The sequence below is a fragment of the Hungatella hominis genome (assembly GCF_014288005.1).
In the GTDB taxonomy this organism is placed as follows: domain Bacteria; phylum Bacillota; class Clostridia; order Lachnospirales; family Lachnospiraceae; genus Hungatella; species Hungatella effluvii.
This window is the reverse complement of record NZ_JACOPB010000006.1, coordinates 359,622-380,015: the sequence shown is the minus strand read 5'-3', so window position 1 is coordinate 380,015 and position 20,394 is coordinate 359,622. Positions and strand designations below refer to the sequence as shown.

13 protein-coding genes are annotated in these 20,394 nt (G+C 51.8%); 8 read left to right on the top strand and 5 right to left on the bottom strand.

Going from position 1 to position 20,394, the window contains the following annotated elements; genetic code table 11:
• Window positions 1-8: 8 nt before the first annotated feature.
• From hpfH to H8S75_RS16050, 5 genes are all read left to right on the top strand, one after another.
• Window positions 9-959: a (2S)-3-sulfopropanediol dehydratase activating enzyme gene (gene hpfH, locus H8S75_RS16070; protein WP_187022492.1), complete on the top strand. Its 951-nt coding sequence runs from the start codon at window positions 9-11 to the stop codon at window positions 957-959.
• Window positions 960-993: 34 nt separating this feature from the next.
• Window positions 994-3,513 (top strand): (2S)-3-sulfopropanediol dehydratase, encoded by a 2,520-nt coding sequence (gene hpfG, locus H8S75_RS16065; RefSeq protein ID WP_187022491.1) that lies wholly within the window; start codon window positions 994-996, stop codon window positions 3,511-3,513.
• A 29-nt stretch (window positions 3,514-3,542) separates the two neighbouring features.
• Complete coding sequence (locus H8S75_RS16060; RefSeq protein WP_187022490.1) at window positions 3,543-4,328, top strand: sulfite exporter TauE/SafE family protein; 786 nt, start codon at window positions 3,543-3,545, stop codon at window positions 4,326-4,328.
• Between the two features lie 14 nt (window positions 4,329-4,342).
• Window positions 4,343-5,491 (top strand): iron-containing alcohol dehydrogenase, encoded by a 1,149-nt coding sequence (locus H8S75_RS16055; protein ID WP_187022489.1) that lies wholly within the window; start codon window positions 4,343-4,345, stop codon window positions 5,489-5,491.
• 141 nt (window positions 5,492-5,632) lie between these two features.
• Window positions 5,633-7,018, top strand: a complete 1,386-nt coding sequence (locus H8S75_RS16050; protein WP_187022488.1) for an SLC13 family permease — start codon at window positions 5,633-5,635, stop codon at window positions 7,016-7,018.
• 27 nt (window positions 7,019-7,045) lie between these two features.
• Here the strand turns inward: H8S75_RS16050 and H8S75_RS16045 are convergent, their stop codons facing one another.
• From H8S75_RS16045 to H8S75_RS16025, 5 genes are all read right to left on the bottom strand, one after another.
• Complete coding sequence (locus H8S75_RS16045; RefSeq protein ID WP_187022487.1) at window positions 7,046-7,732, bottom strand: ABC transporter ATP-binding protein; 687 nt, start codon at window positions 7,730-7,732, stop codon at window positions 7,046-7,048.
• A 23-nt stretch (window positions 7,733-7,755) separates the two neighbouring features.
• Complete coding sequence (locus tag H8S75_RS16040; RefSeq protein WP_187022486.1) at window positions 7,756-10,230, bottom strand: ABC transporter permease; 2,475 nt, start codon at window positions 10,228-10,230, stop codon at window positions 7,756-7,758.
• A 142-nt stretch (window positions 10,231-10,372) separates the two neighbouring features.
• A complete protein-coding gene (locus H8S75_RS16035) occupies window positions 10,373-11,728 on the bottom strand; it encodes a sensor histidine kinase (RefSeq protein WP_187022485.1) in 1,356 nt (451 codons plus the stop codon).
• Entirely contained in the window at window positions 11,729-12,433 is a 705-nt protein-coding gene (locus tag H8S75_RS16030; RefSeq protein ID WP_187022513.1) for a response regulator transcription factor, read from the bottom strand.
• Between the two features lie 28 nt (window positions 12,434-12,461).
• Window positions 12,462-13,874, bottom strand: coding sequence for a GntR family transcriptional regulator (locus H8S75_RS16025; protein WP_187022484.1), 1,413 nt, complete (start codon window positions 13,872-13,874; stop codon window positions 12,462-12,464).
• A gap of 162 nt (window positions 13,875-14,036) precedes the next feature.
• Here H8S75_RS16025 and H8S75_RS16020 point away from each other — a divergent pair, with 162 nt between their 5' ends.
• The 3 genes from H8S75_RS16020 to H8S75_RS16010 are packed head-to-tail and all read left to right on the top strand — an operon-like array spanning window position 14,037 to window position 20,388.
• Complete coding sequence (locus H8S75_RS16020; protein ID WP_187022483.1) at window positions 14,037-15,308, top strand: ABC transporter substrate-binding protein; 1,272 nt, start codon at window positions 14,037-14,039, stop codon at window positions 15,306-15,308.
• Window positions 15,308-18,658 (top strand): response regulator, encoded by a 3,351-nt coding sequence (locus H8S75_RS16015; protein ID WP_432764189.1) that lies wholly within the window; start codon window positions 15,308-15,310, stop codon window positions 18,656-18,658. The genes H8S75_RS16020 and H8S75_RS16015 overlap by 1 nt, the downstream gene beginning before the upstream one ends.
• 5 nt (window positions 18,659-18,663) lie before the next feature.
• Window positions 18,664-20,388, top strand: a complete 1,725-nt coding sequence (locus H8S75_RS16010) for a methyl-accepting chemotaxis protein (protein ID WP_243270290.1) — start codon at window positions 18,664-18,666, stop codon at window positions 20,386-20,388.
• Window positions 20,389-20,394: the final 6 nt, after the last annotated feature.

The window sequence follows — 20,394 nt, the reverse complement described above, 5'->3', positions numbered from 1 at the left end:
GGGGCCGCTTGTCACAACAGGGAATTATTTTCAATATTCAGCGTTTCACAATCCATGACGGACCGGGGATGCGGACGGAATTGTTTCTAAAAGGCTGTCCGCTGCGATGCAGATGGTGCAGCAATCCCGAGAGCTGGACTGCGCATATCCAGCCGGGCATCTATAAAAGCAAATGCATTTCCCGCAAGAACTGCGGTTCGTGCGAGGAAGCCTGTCCGGCAGAAGGCACGCTTAAATTTACACGCGGGAAGCTGACTTTCATCGACAGAAGTACATGCACCAACTGTCTGGCCTGCTATCAGGCGTGTCCGTCGGACGCGATCAAGCAGTGGGGGCAGTCGATGTCCGTGGAAGACTGCATGAAGGAGATCCGAAAGGACCGGGGTTATTACGACCGTTCCGGCGGGGGCGTTACCGTATCCGGAGGGGAACCGCTGATTCAGAGCGATTTTGTGGCGGAGCTGTTTCAGGCGTGCAAGGAAGAGGGGATCCATACCTGCTGTGAATCCACATTCTGCGCTGACTGGAAGGAAGTCGAGAAGGTTCTGCCGTATACGGACCTCATTATCTCCGATATCAAGCACATGGACAGCAGGATTCATAAAGAATACACGGGAGCAGGCAACGAAAGAATCCTGGAAAATCTAAAGAGACTGGCCGGCGGGGACCGGGAACTGATCCTTCGGATTCCGGTGATCCCCAATGTCAACGATGATATGGCCAACATAGAAGCCACAGCCGATTTTATCATAAACGAGCTGGGCGGCCGCGTCAGAACGCTGCAGCTTTTAAGCTTCATGCGTCTTGGGGAAGAGAAATACGCCTCCCTGGGAATGCCCTATCAGATGGAGGACGTGAAGATCAACAGAAAGGTCTTTCAGAAGCATGTGGGCGAGCTTGCAGAGTATTTTAACAGCCGGGGAATTCACTGCCTGGTGGGAACAAAGGAAAAACAGTAAACCAATTTATATCATATTTTCAGGAGGAATTGCAATGAACGAGAATCACACAAACGCGTGTGGAACAGAACCTTTCGATCATGTCTACAGTCTGGGTTACCAGGTTCACCATGAAGACTGGTCCCCATTTCCAAGGGTAAACATGCTCAGACAGACGTTTTTAGACAGACCTTATGAGGTCGATGTGGAGCGGTTAAGGCTGGTGACGGAAAGCTATAAAGAGCATGAAGTCTGTCCCCGCAAGCTTCAGTGTGCCTACGCCTTTGAGAACATTTTACTCAATACGAAGCTGTATATTGATGACGGAGATCTGATTCTGGGTGAGATCGCCGCGCCGCCCAAGGCATCGCCGATCTATCCGGAGTTTTCCGTGAACTGGATCATCGAAGAGATCCTTCACTCCCCGTTTGAGGAGCGCGAACACGACCAGTTCTACATAAGAAATGACGAAGAGAGAAAAGAAATTATCGAACTGTGCAAATACTGGCAGGGCAGAACCGTGGATGATTTAATCAATGTGCGGCTGGAGGAAGAGCAGATTAAGGGTTCCGAAGCAGGAAAGAAGATCTTCCAGACGAACCTGTACCATTTCGCAGGCGCCGGACATCTGGCTATCGATTACGCGAAGCTCATGAAGGTCGGTTACAACGGCCTGATCGAAAATGCCAAAGCGGGTCTGGAGAAGCTGGATAAGAGAGATCCGGAATACGGCGACAAGCGGGATACCTACCAGGCTATGATTATCATGCATGAGGCTGCGAAAAAATACATTATGCGCTATGCGAAGCTGGCTGATGAGTATGCCGCAGGAGAGCAGGACCCGGTGAGAAAGAAAGAGCTGGAAGTCATGGCGGATAACTGCCGTCAGATCGCAGGCGGTATGCCGAAGACGTTCTGGCAGGCAATGCAGTTATTTAATATAGCCACAACACTCATTCAGGTTGAGAGCAACGGCCACTCCATTTCCTACGGCCGTATGGATCAGTGGCTGTATCCGTACTATGAGGCGGACATGAAAAACGGCACCATCACAAAGGAATTTGTCCTGGAACTGATTGAGGTCGAATACGTAAAGATGAACAACCCGACCAAGTTAAAGGATAAGGGAAGTATGGCTGTGCGCAACGGCCGCGGTTTCGGAGGCGAGAGCCTGACCATAGGCGGCGTGGACAGAGACGGCAATGACGCCACCAATGACTTGACGATGCTGATGCTGGAAGGCTCCGCCCATACCCGCATGATGAATCCGTGGGTCTGCGTGCGTATGCATGAAAATACCCCCTATGAGCTAAAGGTCAAGACCGTGGAATGTATCCGCGCAGGCTACGGCCATCCAAAGCTTTTCAACGATGCCCCGGCGATCAAGGGCATGATGAGAAAAGGCATGACCCTGGAAGAAGCGAGAGATTACTGTGTCGTAGGCTGTGTGGAGATTGATCTTCCCGGCAAGGAGTACGGCTGGCACGACGCCGCCTACGTCAACACGGCGAAGATGATGGAAATGGTATTAAACGGCGGACGCTGTCTGGACTGCGGACCTCACTGTGCAAGATGGGAGAAATGCGGCGCCCTCGGCGGCCATCTGGGACCGGATACCGGAAGCCTGGATACCTATCAGAGCTTCGACGAGGTTCTCGAAAGTGTAGATAAACAGTTTGCTTACTGGACCGATCAGATGTGCAGCAGCTTGAATATCATTGACAACGCCCACCGCGCTTTAAAGCCTGTACCTTATGTATCCGCATTTTATGAGGACTGCATGGAATCGGGCAGGGACTTGACGGAAGGCGGAGCCAAGTATAACGGCACCGGTCCGCAGGCCAGCGGCATGGCAACCTGCGCGGACAGCCTGGCTACGATCAAGCAGCTCGTGTTTGATGAGAAGCGCTGTACCGGTTCTGAACTGCTTGCAGCGGTGAAGGACAACTGGAAAGGCCATGATAAGCTTTACGCCCTTGTAAACAGCTCCAAGGTTCACCACTACGGCAACGACGACGACTATGCGGATGAATTGTTCCGCTACATGTTCGAATGCTACTGCAGACATATCAGAGGAAGAAAGAATCCGAGAGGCGGCGAGTTCAGCCCGGGAGTCTACTCGGTCAATGCCAACGTGGCCATGGGCTTGAATACCAACGCATCCGTGGATGGCCGTAAGGTGGGAGAGGCGATCTCCGACAACATGGGACCGGTTCATACCGACGGCGGCTCCCACGATATCTGCGGCCCCACAGCGCTTGTGAATTCCCTGACAAAGGTGGACCACTCCCTGGCGTCCAACGGCACGCTGATGAACTTAAGATTCCCGGAGGAATCTGTTGCCGGCGTCGAGGGAAGAGACACTCTGATCGGATTTATCGATGAGTATATGGCAAAGCAGGCGATGCATGTCCAGTTCAATATCATGAGCTCCGCGACAATGCGGGCGGCGCAGAAGAAGCCGGAGGACTACAAAGACATGCTTGTGCGAGTGGCCGGATACAGCGCGTACTTTGTCGAACTGGGCAAGCCGCTGCAGAAGGATTTGATTCAGCGTACAGAGCTTCATTTCTAAAATACACGGAATATATATAGGGGGATATTATGACTTTTGAGTTTGATTTTATACTGGTTGGCTTGATGCAGATTTTTGGATTCTTTGTACAGGGATGTACGGGATTTGGCTGTACCGTTATCGCCGCGGCGGTTACGAACGGACTTCTGGGAACCGCGGAGGGGGTACCATACGGAACTCTCCTCACGATTCCATTCTTATACTATCTGGGCGTGAAGGCGTGGCGTGAGGTTTCCTGGAAAGATTTGGTGAAAATCGTTGCACTGTGTGCGCCGGGAATCCTGATCGGCAATTATCTGTTTTACAAGATCAGCCCGACGACCGCGAAGATCTGTATCGGCGCCATGGTTACCATCATCGCATTGATGAACATTTATAAGCACATCATCAGGCCGCTGGTTCTGAAAAAAACAGATGAGGAAGACGCGCCCGACACAACCGGCAGGAAGATTTTCCGCTACGGCTGTCTCATATTAGGCGGTATTGTTCACGGCGCATTTACCATCGGCGGCCCGCTGATTACGGTTTACACCATCGAGGCGGTAAAGGATAAAGAAAAATTCCGCAACACGATGAACATGGTATGGGTGGTCTTAAATACCTGGAACATCTATACCCAGTTCCGCAACGGCGCATTTACCCCCCGCATGTGGAGCGCTCTGGGAATCGGCCTTCCCTGTGCCGCCATCGGATTCTTCCTCGGCATGGGCTTCTTAAAGAGAATTAACCGTGAGCAGTTCCTGCGTATCGTATACTTAGTACTTCTGTTTATCGGCGCAAACATGCTGATCACCAGCCTGATGGCAGTTTTGTAAAAAGGAGAAGAACAATGAAAGATTTTCGTTTTAAAATACCTCAAAATATTGAATTTGGATTGGGAAGCTTAAAAAAGCTTCCCGAGATCCTGAAAGAAAACGAGTCGGAGCACGTATTCTTAATCTCTGACCGCGGACTGGAGAAAATCGGCGTGGTAGGAAAGATTCAGGACATCATCGAAGAGGGAGGAATCCGGTATACATCCTATCTGGATGTCATTCCGAATCCAACCACCGATATCGTCAATGAAGCGGCTGCTCTCTATAAAGAATGCGGAGCGACCAGCATCGTCGCTCTTGGCGGCGGCAGCTCGATGGACGTGGCGAAGGCCGTGGGCGTGCTGGCGAACTACGGCGGCAGCATTACGGACTATGAGGGAAATCATAAGGTTCCCGGCCCGATTGTGCCGATGATTGCGATCCCCACAACAGCGGGAACCGGCAGTGAGGTAACCGCTTCCGCAGTTATCACGGACGAATCCAGAAATTACAAGCTGTCGGTGTTCAGCTATGAAATCCTGCCGAAATACGCGGTTCTGGATCCGGAACTGATTATGACGGCGCCTGCGTCCATCGCTGCGGCCTGCGGTGTCGACGCACTGATTCACGCCATTGAGGCGTATATTTCCGTCAATGCCTCCCCGTTCTCGGATGCAATGGCTGAAAAAGCAATGGAATTAATCGGCGGAAACCTCCGTCAGTTTGTCGCAAACAGAAAGAATGAGGAGGCGGCCAGCGCCATGATGGCAGGCAGCAATTTTGCAGGAATCTCATTTGCATGGGCCAGACTCGGCAATGTACACGCAATGAGCCACCCGGTAAGCGCCTACTTTCATGTCCCCCACGGCGTTGCAAATTCCATTCTGCTTCCAACAGTTCTGGAATACAACGCCCTTGCCGACAACGGCCGTTATGAAGTGATTTATAATTATATCCGCCAGGGCAATGAAGTATTAAATGGTTTCAAACCGGAGATGCTGGTGGAAGAGATTAAAATGCTGAACGCGGACTTAGGCATTCCGAAATCACTCTCCGAGGCAGGCGTTAAAGAGGAGCTGATTCCGGCTATGGCGGAGGATGCCATGAAGAGCGGCAACATTCCGGCCAACCCGAGACAGACAAATGTAAAAGATATTATGGAACTTTATAGGAAAGCATTATAAAATAGGATTGTTTTAAAGGGCATCCCAGATGTTCAGATGGTTATCCGGCATTTGGGATGTACTTTTTCAGCCTTGATTGACAAAAAAAAGACAATATCCGTGGGGATATTGAGAGAAACTATAAAACGGGGAGACACTAGAATGAGTACGAGTGCAGATAAGAAAAAACGGATCGGATGGGCAGTCAGCATACTGATTCCTGTCATCATTGCTTTTATTCCGGTTTCGGGGGATTTTACAGAAAGTCTGAAGCGGTTCTTTATGATTACGCTGTTTATGATTTTGATCATTGCCTTTGAGCTGTTTCCGCTGTTGGTGTCGGCGATTCTGCTTCCGTCACTGTATATTGTCAGCGGAATCGTTCCGGCCGCAACGGCTTTTGGTTCCTGGTCAAATACGACGGTTTGGATGGTCCTGGGGGGACTTATCTTCAGTACGGTACTGGATGAGTGCGGTCTTTTAAAACGGATCGCCTACTATGTTATAAGAAAATGCGGCGGAACCTACGGCGGTGTGGTTTACGGCTGCTTTGTCATTGGAATTCTTCTAAATCTGGTCACATTCTGCTATGGATGGGTGATTGCCGGCGCCCTGATCTTCGGTGTGTGCAAGGCCATGGATTTGAAGCCCTCCAGGGAATCATCGCTGGTGTGCTTCGCGGGTACCATCGGGTGTACAGGAAGCACGGTGTTTCTGTACTATCCAAGCTATTATTCCATGATTGAGACATCGCTGCAGGAGTTTGTGCCTGGATACAGCATGGGGATGTTCACCACATTCCTGTACAACGGCTGCTTCATTATCTGGTGCCTGCTGACGCTGTTTATCCTGATGAAGGTCTATAAGACGAAGAAAATGGATGGAAAGCTGAACCGTAGGATTTTTGATGAAAAATACGAGCAGCTGGGAAAGATGAGCAAAAAAGAGAAAAAGGCGGTCGCCATGATCGTGCTTCTGTTCACCTGGCTGTTTTCCTCAAACTTTACCGGCCTTCCGGCAGCCTATGGATTTATGACGATCCCGTATCTGATGTTCGTTCCGGGCATTGAAATCGGGGACAAGGAGATAATCGGAAGAATCAATTTCTCCATGATCTTCCTTGTAGCGGCCTGCCTCGGGATCGGCGTCGTGGGAGCTTCCGTTGGATTTGGGGATTTCCTGACGAATATCGCCGTGCCGTTTCTCTCCGGAAAGAGCGTGCTGGTCGTATGCATCTCCTTTATGCTGTTTGGAATGATTGCCAATTTCTTTATGACACCCCTTGCGATGCTGGGCGGACTGTCTATTCCATTTGCGCAGATCGCCGTGTCCCTGGGTATTAACCCGGTGGTGGCCTGCATGATCCTGGTGTACGCATGTGAAATGCTGTTTCTGCCGTATGAGTCCAACGGAAACCTGATTATGTACGAATACGGAATGATGCCGATGAAGGATTTTATCAAACAGGAAGGCTTAAAGACGTTAATCATGTTTGTGGGATTTATTGTTGTCATGTATCCATTATGGAATTTGTTTGGACTGATGTAGTGTATGCGGAAGCCCGGCATCGCCATATCACACAATGGTCCCATCCCGCACCGTAATAATCCTGCTGCTGCTTTTGGCAGCTTCCGGGGAGTGGGTCACCATAATGATGGTCTGCCCGGTGCTGCGGTTGATCTCCCGCAGCAGGCTCATGATATCGGCGCCGGATTTCGAGTCGAGATTGCCGGTGGGCTCGTCGGCGAAGAGAATTCCGGGATTGCCGATGAGCGCGCGGGCGATTGCCACGCGCTGCTGCTGGCCGCCGGATAACTCCCGGGGCGTGTGTCTGCGCCGGTCGGACAGGCCCACCATCTCCAGAATCTGGTCGAGACGGTCTGTGCAGCGCTCCATTTTCTGACCGTCCAAAAGAAGCGGGAGCATGATATTTTCTTCCACATTCAAGTTGGGAATCAGGTTGTAAAACTGAAAGACGAATCCGATGTTCCGGCGGCGGAGAACGCTCATTTTTTCATCTCCGAAGCTGGAGATATCGGTACCGTTCAGTAGCACGCGGCCGCCTGTCGGGGTGTCCAGACCTCCAAGAATATAGAGAAGCGTGCTTTTTCCGGAACCGGATGGTCCCATAATTGAGACGAATTCCCCCGGCATTACCCGCAGGGAGACATCCTTAAGCACCTCGGTTACGGTATCTCCAAGCCGGAAATTCTTAACGATATGCCGTCCTTCTACGGCGGCAGTTTCTATAACAGGTTTCATTTCTTATCCTCCAGTTCTGTAAGCTATTCAAATTTGATTTCTTCCACAAGTTTCATTTCCCGGCACTTGATGATGGGGACGACAGAGCCAAGCAGAGTGACCGCGATTCCCAGGATACCGGAAGTTAGAAACGTAAAAACATTCAGCTCCGGCACAATCTGTATTTTTGGACCAGCTACAAGGAAGATGGTCTGGATTTCCATATAAGAGATAAATACGGCAAGGACCGCGCTGATCAGGCCGGATGAAAAGCCTTCGATCACTGTGACCAACGCCATCTGGCGGTTGGAGAGCCCCACAGACTTATACATGGCGGTGCTGCGGCGATTTTGAATATGGCTGATCAAAAGGTTGTTGACGACGCCGACCGCGGCCAGCAGCAGGATAAACCAGGTCATTGTGCGCATGGGCTTCAAAAAGGTTCCGACCGTGGAAAGGGCGTCCGTGTTGAATTCTTCTACTGTCCGGCTCCAGTTGGAGGTTTCACCGAACAGGCTGCGAAGCTGTACCATGATGGCGTCCGGATCGGCTGCGGTATAAGCGAGAAAGCCGTAGGAGACGGCTCCGAAATCGGAAACCGCACATGCAGCTGGAATAACGGCCTCAACATCGGTGGCCCTTGATTTGAAGCTGCCGACGAGCAGATAGTCCTGCAGGACGGAGCCGTCGGAAAGGGACAGGATGTCCCCGGTGGAAGCGCCAATTCGTTTCATGCAGTCTGTGCTCAGGATGACGGCGCGCCCGGAGGCGAAGGCCGAAATGGCGGAAGCTTCCATGTCCTTTTCCGTATAATGGAGCGCCAGCATGGGGCCGTACCAGTCGAGGCGGTCGGTTGCCTCCAGCCGGCTGAGGGGAAGGCCGTCCGCTGTTATCTCATTCTTATAGACGTAAAGCGGCAGAACCTGCTCTATACCATCCATTTCCTTCACTCTATCGACAAATTCCGGTTCCATATGTCCATCCGCAAAGCCGTCAAGCTCCGCCCCATGAAAGACGTCACTGACATACGTTGTGACAAAATCACCGACAACCGTGATGGCGATCACGGCGGAGATACTGATGAAGAGCAGCGTGATATTCTGCGCTGTATTTTTATTGCCTTTCATGTTCCGGGCAGCCAGCCAGCCCTCATTTCCCAGGAGGGAGCGGTAAAGCGGTGTGAGTGCCTCAGAACAGATGGTGGTGAGCATGGGAACGAGAAGCACGGCCGATGCAGTCATTCCCAGCAGAGAGAGGCCGCCGGCCAGATACAGCATGGGCCCGGATACGAGGCGGGGCAGCAGCATGGATATCAGAAACACGATTACACAGACGCTCGTAAGGAATCTGACGGAAGTGTGCGGTTCTTCTGCGGTGCCAAGTACGATGTCCTTCACCGGAAGGCGTCCCGTACGGCGGATCGGAAGCCAGGCGGAGAGAAATGCCACGGTTACTGCCATGGTAAATGAGATCACCGCACTGAGCGGGGAGATCACTGCCGGGATTTCGATGCCCTGGGACAGAGACTGCCCCATGCCGTGAAGAATCAGCTTCAGGACCACAACGCCTGACGGGATTCCCAGAAGGCCGCCTGCGCTTCCGTACAGGAGGCTTTCCAGAATGAAGATGCGGGTCACGGTCTTTTTCTCTGCGCCGATGCTGCGAAAGGTTCCGATTACTGGCAGGCGGTCCAGGGTAATCACTTTGTAGCTGCTGTAAATAATGAACACGCTCATGGTCATGGAGAAAAAGCTGATGAGGAAAAACGGCATGGATTTCTGCCTTGCGTCGGCCTCGATCTGCGCCTTGTTGACCACCTCGGATACAATATAAGCGGGGGCGGGCAGAGCAGCGGCGATTTCGTTTTTCAAAACCGCGGTGTCAGCTCCCGCAGCGGGCTTTATCAGGATTTCGCTGTATCCGTCCGTCTGATCCAGGAGTCCGGCCAGGGTGGAAAGAGGCAGAAGGGCTGTCGCTCCCCTCGTATGGCGGAGGAAGACTGTGTCATAGTTTGCAATTTCTGCGGCCTGAAGAGGAACCGTGGCGCCATTGATCTGTAAATGAATGGTATCACCTTTATTTATTCCGTATTTTAAAGTAAAACGGTCCGGCAGGATCACCAGGCTGCCGGTGAAATCAGTGATTTTCTCACCATTGGCCAGATGGGGTGGATTGATTTTAGCCAGCTCCGTTAAATCGGCGGCAATTAAATCGATGGTCTCATAGTAGCCGTTCTCATGATAGAGGGCCGTTCCCTTCAGCACGCCCACGCCTGCCTCGATGGACGAAAGCGGGGGAAGTTCGTCCGTTTTAATGGCCCCACCGGCCGCTTTTACAGAGAGAACTGCGCTGCCCGCCATGCCCCTGGCCATTTTTTTCTGTGCACTTTCATAGGAAGCGCCGATGGAAAAGGATACGAACAGGAGCATGGAGGAGAGCAGAATGGACAGGAACATGACTGTGGTTCGCAGCTTTCGCTCTTTAATATTGGTGAGAATATATTTTAGTATGATCTTCATTGTGGCACCTGCTTTCCGTGGAATTGTCTGATTTTGCAATTATAATTGCCTGTTTACCATAATTAAAAAAGGCTGACAGCTATCATGAAAATTATGATAAACTGTCAGCCTTAATCTGACTTTCAGACAACCTTAATTAACCTTAAGAAACAGGAAATTCAATCGAAAACACGGTACCTGCGCCGGGAGTGCCATAAGCGGAAATGGTTCCGCCGTGCAGCTCGATGATGCTTTTCGCTATTGCCAGACCCAGGCCGGTCCCTTCCGGCTTCTCTCCGGTGCCGGTGCCGCGGTAGTAGCGGTCAAAGAGGTGTTCGGCCTCCTCCGAACCTATGCCCTTTCCATTGTCGGCCGCCTGGATCAGCAGCGTGCCGTCAATGCGGGATACCCGGAGCGTAACCTCCGCCGTTTCTCCTCCGTGTACAAAGGCATTGATAATCAGATTGCGAAAGGCCCTCGTCAGCAGCTTTGGATCAAAGGAATAGAAAATGGCGTCCTCCGTGCTGTCAAAACCAATGACGCGGTCTTCGTACTCGGGCGTATTTAAAATATCGATTGCCAGCTCTTTTAAGAAGCGGACCATATTTTGATGCTCCCGGTTGACGGGAAGCAGGCCGTTCTCCAATTGGTACGTCAGCTTCAGGTCGTCAATGAGCGCTTCCATGTAGGCGGCGTTTTTCAGTATGACCGCGGCGTACCGCCTGTAAGATTCCTCCTGCCCGTCGTCCCCGTCCTGTATGATCTCCGCATAGCCCTTAATCGGGGAGAGGGGCGTTTTCAGATCGTGAGTGATGTTGGAAATCCATTCCTCCCGCATCTTCTTCGTCTCTTCCCTCAGGCGGTCGCTGGCCCGGATCTCGGCATCTAATGCGTTCAGGCTGGCGTACAGATCCCCAAACGCGCCGCGGCTGTGATCGGAAAGGCAGCGGCGGAGGGAGATATCCCGGATGGAGGCAGTCAGCCGCTTTAACTGTCTGGAGGTCCAGAAGCCGTAGAGGGCGCCGGAGACGAGAACCACCAGGAACAGCACGCATAAAAGGGTCAGAAAGACCGGCCGGCCGCCAGAAAAACGATCCCCGTTGAGATACATGGTGATGGCGGAGATTTTCATGGGAAAATAGAGTATATAGACGCAGTCTTCCCCGGCGTCTTGAACGGTGCCGGTAAAGGCGGAATAAGAGCCGCTGACGGAATCCGGCTTTCCGTAGCTGTACGCCTCCCGGCCATCCGGAGCTAAGATCTGGAGACCCACGCCGTTGTCCTGCAGCAGTTCGATTCCGGCCTGTGTAACCCGGGGCGTACCGTCCATAAACTGGATCTGTCTGCCAAAACTCTCTGTAAAGGATTTTGGCCAGTCACTCCTGACGTAAGACCCATCCGGTTTTCGAACCGTTATCAGCAGAAAAAAGAGAAGAATTGCCGACAGGATCGTGCCAATCAGCGTCAGCAGGAAGATAAAATATATGTGGAATGTGGTTCGGTAACCGGATTTCTTCATTTATTTGATCCTTTTCCTGAGTTTATAGCCCAGGCCTTTTACGGTGATGAGCTGCTGCGGCCTCGACGGGTCCGTCTCTGTTTTTTCCCGAATATGGCGGATGTGCACCATGATCGTGTTGTCACAGATACTGCTGGCTTCCCCCCAGACCTGTTCATAGAGACGCTCTTTGCTGATGATTTTGTCCGTATTTTCCATGAGATAGGAGAGCAGAAGGAATTCGCGCCCAGTCAGGGCGATCTCGCGTCCATCCTTATAGACCCGCCCGCTCTCCTTATCCAGCGAGAGGGGACCTGCGGTTAAGACGGAGCCAGTGTCCCGGGATGGGGATGCCTGATAGCGCTGGCGGCGGAGCTGCGCCTTGACGCGGAACACAACCTCGCGTGGGCTGAAGGGCTTGGTGATATAGTCGTCTCCGCCTGAGGCGAGACCTAGAATTTTATCCACATCATCATTTTTGGAAGACAGGAACAGGATGGAACAATAGGAGAACTCCCGAATCTGCCTGCATACCTCCAGACCGTCTATATCCGGAAGCATGATATCGAGAATAACCGCGTCCGGCTGGAATTCGCGGCAGATGTTCACCGCGTCCGCGCCGTTATACGCCTTTCGGATATCCCGGAAACCGTCCTGGCGCAGGACTTCTTCCATAAGGTCTGCAATATCTTTTTCATCGTCTGCCAATAAAATCTTACCGTCTATGACTGCCACCTGCTTTCTGGTGAATGTTTCAATTTTGAGGTGAATGCTTCCATTGTTCCATGATAAATGATCTCGTCTCCTTCTCCTGCTGGCTTAAGAATTCACACCACTGATCAGTGAAGCCTTCCGTGTCACCGTCCTCTAGAAAAGTGACGGCCTGGAGGACGGCAGGATTGTATTCCTTGCCCAGACTATCCTTTTTCAGCCTCATCAGGGTGACCGGATAGCCGCAGGACAGAAGCTGTTTTAATTTGTCATAGCACTCGCAAACCGTAGCGGAGGAGCAGTGCTTAACGATAAAACCCAGATAGATTTCGAGATAGAGATCCGTTCGGCTTTCCTTCCTGATGCACCTGAATTGCTCGGTTAAAACCTCCAGAGCCGTCCTGGAGACGGACTGAAATGTAAACAGGGAGACTGACCGGGAGGTATATACCAGTATCTGGAGACTTTCCAGATAGAGATCCAGCATTTCATGCACATCGGGACTGGAAAAATCGATGGTTTGCGGTGTCATACAGACCAGGATGCCCTTACCGTGCTGGGACACTGCCACCCCCAGGTCATTGAGGAGCGAGACCGTACGGCGTATTGTCGACAACGCCGTTCCGTACTTTGCGGCCAGCTGCGGCAGAGAGGGGAGATAGCTTCCGATGGGGTAAACTCCGGAAACAATTCCACGGATGATGCTGGCGGCCAGGGAATAGCGTATCTGGGGACGCTGCCGGTAGAGGCTCCACCGGAAGGGGACCGGCTCAGGCAGCGTGGGTGCATATTGGGGACGTACTGTTTTCAGAAAAGAAAACAGGTCATCAGCTGTTTTATTATAAACTTTAAAATACTCTGCCTTCAGATCGTGGATGAGCTCTTCGTTTGTCTGGATTCCCAGATCTTCCAGAGAGCGCTTCCATGCCGCCTGGTCTTCGGACAGATAGGGGAAGCAGAGGTAACGGACCATCTCCCAGTAAAGATTTAGCAGGAGCTTATTATCCAGCGCAGAAAGTGCCAGAATATAGAGTTTAATCGGCATAAACAGCGTGTCCGGTGAGGGATTGGCAAGCCATTCACGCAGCTGATTCCATTGGTCCTCTTCCCAGCGCTGAAGTCCCAGTGCGAAAAGCGGTTCGATTAAAATCTGTCCGGCCACTCCGATGTCGTTTAATCCGTCCTCACGCGGCAGAAAGTAGTCGGCAATATTTTTCCGGATCCGGGAGGGAGCGGCCTTGTAAACCACGCGGGCTACTTTGGATGCTTCGACCTGTATATATCCGTCCCGTTCCAGATAAGTAAATGCTGTCCGTACCGTCGGAACCGCAAGGCTGAATTGAACACATATTTTGTGGATGGACGGCATCGCGTCCCCATAAGTATAAAAACCAAATAAGATTCTGGTTGCGTAATAGTCGTATACGAGTCTGTATAATTCATTGCTGCCTTTCATGTTTTCACCTCTTCCTTATTATACCATGAGCTCATGAAACGGTACAGTACCGTTTAAGAAGACAGAATCGATTGTATTCGAAGTCAGGTTGTGGTAGAATCCAATTAGTATGTGAACAGAGAGAAAATACCATGTATTACAAAAAGACTGGAGAGAACTGCGATGTCAAGAAAAATCCCCGCACTGCTCCTGTTTCTTACTCTTGCGATATCGGCCCTCACAGGCTGCGGCGGTAAGAACAGAGTGGTGAATGATGATACCCTGGATAGCCAGGAAATTGTGACAATCACCTTTTTTGGAAACAAATATGAGCCGGATAATGTAACCGTGATCGAACAGATTATGTCGGAATTTATGAAGGAAAATCCATATATCCGTGTATCCTATGAGAGCCTTAAGGGAACAGCGTACTTTGATGCCCTTGAGAAACGTATGGAGAGCGGAAAGGGAGACGACATATTTATGGTGAATCATGACATCCTGCTGAAGCTGGAAGAGAAGGGACAGCTGGCGGATTTGTCCGGCCTTTCCACGCTGCCTGATTTTACGGACGAGATGAGGAGCCAGATGGGGAACGGCAGGACTACCTGGGTCCCTACAACGGTGTCCGTTTTCGGCCTTTACTGCAATCTGGATTTATTGAAGGAACATAAACAGCAGGTTCCCGGTACACTGAAAGAGTGGGAAGCCGTCTGCGACTATTTCATCAGCAGAGGAATCACTCCGGTTATTGCCAACAATGACATTTCCCTGAAGACACTGGCGATCGGCCGGGGATTCTACCAGGTATACCAGGATAAACGCCAGACGGAGGTGTTGGAACGTCTTAACAGCAGTGATGAGAAACTGAGCGAATATCTGACAGAGGGATTTTCAACTGTAGAGTCGTTTATCAAAAGAGGGTATGTAGACGCGGATAAGGCACTGAAGACCCAAAAGACCTCCGACGATCTGAAGGAATTTATTCTGGGCGAGTCTCCATTTATGCTTACAGGAGCCTGGGCGGCAGGCCGTGTGGTCCGTATGAAGCCGGACTTTCAGTTTGAGGTGTCGCCGCTGCCGATTCTCGACGAGGGCAGTATGCTGGTGATCAATCCCGATACACGTCTGAGCGTAAATGCCGACAGCGAACATTTTGACGCTGCCATGAAATTTGTGGAGTATTTTACGAAAGCTGGGAATATACAGCGGTTTGCCGACCAGCAATCTTCCTTCAGCCCGTTAAAGGAAGGGAACCCCTCCAGTGTTTTAGAGATCCAGCCTCTGATCTCCTGTTATGAATCGGGGCGGACGGTGATCGGAACCGATGATTTGCTGAAGCTGCCCATATGGGAGCTGACGGCGGAAGCTTCCCAAAAGCTGCTGGCAGGGGAAAGTCTTAATTCTACCATGAGCTGGCTGGATCAGCAGGCTCAGGAAAGGATTGTACCATGATGAAGCAACAGGACGGAACGGCAAGGATTAAAATTGCGCTGGTGGCGTTACTCGTCAGCGTGGGGATTGCGTTGATCAGTGTGCTTTTTGTCAGCTCGGTGCGGGAGCAGCTCTGGCAGCAGTCCATAGGCACTATTCGGGAGAGTACCCAGCAGGGGCTGAATACGCTGCGGGTCCAGCTGCAGGAAGAATACAGGGTTATGGAGTCCCTCACGAATTATCTGAAAAAATATACCGCCGGCCAGACGGAAGAGCTGGACGGGCTGATCAGCAGTTACAGCCGTATGGACAATGGGATTGCGTTATATCTGGAAGACGGTACCAAATTTCCGTCCGGTGATCCCGGTGATACGGCGGCAGCGGATTTTCTGGCCTCAGCTTCTGAGGAAAAGGGGATCATCGATCCTCACATCTGCAGCGGCACGGGAGTCAATGAATTTAACCTGTACATAAAAGTGATCCTGCAGGATGGAACGGCGGGATACCTTCTGAAATCGTACGAAGTGGGGGAGATTGTGGACAGCTTCACCGTCTCGTTTTATCAGGACGCCGGTTTTTCCTATGTGGTGGACACCAGCGGAAATGTGCTGATCCGTCCGCCGCATCCGGGCAGCAACAAGACGGTGCAGAACCTGTTTGACATGCTTCCGGAATCTCAGAATGATTCTGCCAGGCTGGACCAGTTTGCACAGTCCCTGATCGATAAAAGGACGGGATGGGCTACCTTCACGTATCAGGACGAGGACACCGTATTCTGTTATATTCCATTGGGACTGAATTCTGACTGGTATCTGATCTCGATTATTCCGCAGAACGTTGTTGAGGCGCAGACGAATCAGATATTAATCCGCACCTTTCTTCTTATTGCGGTTATCCTGATCGGACTGGCCATACTGGTGATCGTCTACTTGCGTTACGTCAGACAGATAAACCGGAAGCTGAGGGGGCAGGCCAGCTACATCGAGCATCTTTATAATGCAATACCGGAAGGAATCGCTCTGATAACCCTGGAGGACCCATTCCAACTGCTTCAACTGAACCAGGAGGGGCTCAGGCTGCTTAATTTTCCGGAGGAGGCATCTAACGACTCGCTTAATGGAAAGAAACTCATGGAATTTATCCATCCGGAGGATTATCCGATGATTGTGGATATCTTCCGGGAGGCGGCCGAGGGCGATCAGAAGCGATCCTTTGAGAATCGTGTCATGAGGGAAGACGGAAGCTTCTTCTGGTCGGCCGGGCTGGTGGAAAAAATGCTGAATGAAGACGGAACTCCGGTCCTCATTGCCACTTTCCACGACATTACATTGGAAAAGCTGGCGGAGGAAGAGGCGGAGCGGGAGAAGCTGCAGGAGCGCCGGATGCTGATCAGCGCGGTCTCCAATGTGTTCCCGGTTATTATCAGTCTGAATTTAACCTGTGACACGCTTAAATTCATTTATATACAGCCGGGACTCCTGGCCGACCTGGGAGGGCAGGAATCCTTTAACAGATTGTACCAGGAATTTCTGGCTTCCGTGCATCCGGACTTTCAGGATGAATTCAGGAAACGTCTGGCGCCGGAGAGTCTTAAGAAGACCCTGGGAATCCGGAGGCAGGAGGTGTTCCTGGAGGCCAGGCTTATGCTGGCGGACGGTCAGTATCACTGGACCTCCACACAGATCATTTACGTGGAAAATCCGTATTCCAGCGATCAGCTTGCAATCCTGTTATCACGCCGGATTGACGAACAGAAGCACGAGGAGGAACAGCACCGGCAGGCGCTTCAGAGCGCTCTGGAGAGTGCAAAGGCGGCCAGTGTGGCTAAGAGTCAGTTTCTGTCTAATATGAGCCATGATATCAGGACGCCGATGAACGCCATTGTGGGCATGACGGCGATCGCCGCTTCCCACATGGAGGACCATGATCGGGTGCGGGAATGTTTAAGGAAGATTAATCTGTCAAGCCAGCATCTGCTGAGCCTGATCAATGATATCCTGGATATGTCGAAGATTGAGAGCGGAAAGATATCCCTGCGGGAGGAGCCGTTTAACTTTGCGGATCTGGTGGCGGAGGTTACGGAGCTGATACACCCGCAGGCCGATGCGGATCACCTTCGCATGGACATCAGTCTGCTGGAGTTAAAGGATGAGATGGTGATCGGTGATCCGCTCCGAATCCGCCAGATCTGTTTCAATATTTTGAGCAACGCAGTCAAGTATACGATGGAAGGCGGCCGCATCAGGGTTAATGTATACCAGAAAAACAGCGGCCGCGGGGAGTATCAGAATTACGTGTTCGAGTGCATGGATACCGGACTGGGCATGAGCCCGGAATTCCTGGATAAGCTCTTTCTGCCGTTTGAACGGGTACAGGATTCCACGCACAGCAAGGCCACCGGAACCGGTCTCGGCATGGCCATCACAAAGAATATCGTAGATATGATGAGCGGCGATATCCAGGTGAAGAGCGAGCTGGGGAAAGGCTCCACCTTTACCGTGACCCTGCCGCTGCGGCTGCAGAACGCTCCTCAGGAGGAGATTCCTGGAGAATGGCTCGGCATCCACTGCCTGATCACGGACGACGATATGCAGACCTGTAAAAATGTCACGGAGCTTCTCGAGGATATCGGACTGCGCGCGGAGTTTACGACGGAAGGCATGAGGGCGGTAAGCCTCGCGGCACAGGCCATGGACAGTATGGATCCGTTCGAGCTGATGATTATCGACTGGAGGATGCCGGATATCGACGGGGTGGAGATTACGAGGCGGATTCGGAAGATCGCTGGGAATGAGGTGCCGATCATTATTCTGACCGCCTACGACTGGTCCGATATCGAGGACGAGGCCCGGGAGGCGGGCGTGACGGCATTTCTGGCGAAGCCGTTCTACCGTTCCAAGATCTGCTACCTCTTAAGGGAGCTGGAGGAAGAGAAGAATCCTGTCGAATACAAAGAGGTGGGGGACAGCCGTGATTTTCAGGGCAAACGGGTTCTGCTGGCCGAGGACAATCTGCTGAACCGGGAGATTGCCCACACTCTGATTGCGGAGATGGGGGCTGAGGTGGAAGACGCCTGCGACGGGGGAGAAGCGGTCCAGAAGGTAATCGGTTCGGAAGAAGGATACTACAATCTGATTTTGATGGATGTTCAGATGCCGGTCATGAATGGCTACGAGGCGACGAAAGCCATACGGAATCTGGAGCGGCAGGACGCAAAACGGATTCCCATTGTGGCCATGACGGCTAATGCATTTGAGGACGACCGACAGGAAGCGCTTCGCGCAGGCATGAATGATCATTTTTCCAAACCGATCGATGTAAAGGCGCTGGAGAAGCTGCTGGGCCGGTATCTGTCGAGCGCGGGAGAGTGACAGGAATGATGATAAGGAGGAAGGGTGCATTGAAGGATTTAAAGGTATCAAAGAAGTTGACGATCTCATATGCGATCATACTTACCCTGCTTATTATGAGCTGTGTGGTGAGTATTGTCGATTTCGTCAGGCTAGGAGGGCAGATAGAGACCTTCTATGACGGGCCGTTTACTGTAAATGACAGTGCAAGTGTTATTAATTCAAACTTTGAACGGATGCAGAAGTCTGTTTACCGTTCTATATCGAATACGGATTCCGAAATTGTAAAAGAAGCGATCACTGATGCCAGGAATTGCGCTGCAATCATACAGGAAGAGGTTCCTGTTGTGAAAGCGCATTTCCTGGGCGATCAGCAGATTATCGACCGGCTGGAGGAAGCGCTGGCAAAGCTGGCGCCCATGAGAGAGCACGTTCTTACGCTTGCTTCGGAGAATCAGAAGGCCGAGGCGGCGGATTATATGGAGCATAATAATATTCTCGCGATTCAGGAGGCACAGGTGGTACTGAACAGCCTGATTGAGAGCGGGAATAAAAAGGGAGAGAATCTAGTATCTGGACTGAGGGAGAAGCAGGCGATGGCTGTATTTACCGTGATCATCCTGGGAGGCATCAGTGTGGCGGTAAGCATTGTATTCGGCGTTTACATAACACGCGGGATCACTCTGCCGGTCACAGAACTGGAGCAGGCGGCACGTGCCATGGCCAAAGGAGAGTTCTCGGCGGTCTGCGTTGCATATGATTCCAGGGATGAACTGGGAAGCCTCGCCGGAGATATCCGCAGCATGGTGAATACTCTGACAGATGTCATTCAGAATGAAACCTATATACTGAATGAGATGGCAGAGGGGAATTTCAGCGTTCAAAGCGAAAGAGATGAGTATTATATCGGAGAATTTGAGCAGCTGATGCGCTCCATGAAAAAGATCAGCCGCGGATTAAGTGAGCTCCTGCTTCAGATCAGCCGGTCGGCAGACAACGTGGCGGCCGGTTCAGAACAGGTATCCTCCAGTTCACAGAATCTGGCGCAGGGAACCACGGAGCAGGCCGCTTCCGTAGAGGAACTGACCGGCATGATGAGCGAGATATCGGATCAGGCATACCGGAATTCCAGGGACGCACAGGAGGCCAGTGAAAAAGCGCAGATGGTCAAAGAAAATGCAACCGAAAGCAGCCGTTCCATGCAGGAGATGGTAAAGGCCATGGCGGAGATCAGCGGCAAATCCGACGAAATCAGGAAAATCGTTAAGACGATTGAGGATTTTTCCTTCCAGACCAATATCCTGGCATTGAACGCGGCGGTGGAAGCCGCGCGTGCAGGAGACCGCGGCAAAGGCTTTTCCGTGGTGGCAAATGAGGTGCGGAGTCTGGCAAACCAGTCGTCTGCCGCTTCTAAGAGTACTGCGGCCCTGATTCAGAGTTCCCTTCAGGCTGTAGAAAACGGCCGGAGGATCGCAAATGAGACGGACAATGCGCTGGCGGAGGTGGTGAGCGGGATAGACAACGTGTCGGAGCTGCTCTTCCATATTACGGACGCGTCGTCAAAACAGTTTGACGCGAACCGGCAGGTCACGGAGAATATCAATCTGATCTCCGAAGTGGTTCAGACGAATTCCGCAACGGCGGAAGAGTGCGCCGCCGCAAGCGAAGAACTGGCTTCTCAGGCGCAGCTCTTAAAGGAACTGGTCAGTCATTTCAAGTTGGCGGATCTGGCGGAAGGCGAAGGCAGGTGAGGTCAA

Coding starts and splice junctions, on each gene's coding strand:
- H8S75_RS16050 (WP_187022488.1), top strand. CDS start 5,633: ATGAGTACGAGTGCAGATAAGAAAAAACGGATCGGATGGGCAGTCAGC.
- H8S75_RS16035 (WP_187022485.1), bottom strand. CDS start 11,728: ATGAAGAAATCCGGTTACCGAACCACATTCCACATATATTTTATCTTC.
- H8S75_RS16025 (WP_187022484.1), bottom strand. CDS start 13,874: ATGAAAGGCAGCAATGAATTATACAGACTCGTATACGACTATTACGCA.
- H8S75_RS16010 (WP_243270290.1), top strand. CDS start 18,664: ATGATGATAAGGAGGAAGGGTGCATTGAAGGATTTAAAGGTATCAAAG.
- H8S75_RS16060 (WP_187022490.1), top strand. CDS start 3,543: ATGACTTTTGAGTTTGATTTTATACTGGTTGGCTTGATGCAGATTTTT.
- H8S75_RS16040 (WP_187022486.1), bottom strand. CDS start 10,230: ATGAAGATCATACTAAAATATATTCTCACCAATATTAAAGAGCGAAAG.
- H8S75_RS16015 (WP_432764189.1), top strand. CDS start 15,308: ATGAAGCAACAGGACGGAACGGCAAGGATTAAAATTGCGCTGGTGGCG.
- H8S75_RS16020 (WP_187022483.1), top strand. CDS start 14,037: ATGTCAAGAAAAATCCCCGCACTGCTCCTGTTTCTTACTCTTGCGATA.
- hpfG (WP_187022491.1), top strand. CDS start 994: ATGAACGAGAATCACACAAACGCGTGTGGAACAGAACCTTTCGATCAT.
- H8S75_RS16055 (WP_187022489.1), top strand. CDS start 4,343: ATGAAAGATTTTCGTTTTAAAATACCTCAAAATATTGAATTTGGATTG.
- H8S75_RS16045 (WP_187022487.1), bottom strand. CDS start 7,732: ATGAAACCTGTTATAGAAACTGCCGCCGTAGAAGGACGGCATATCGTT.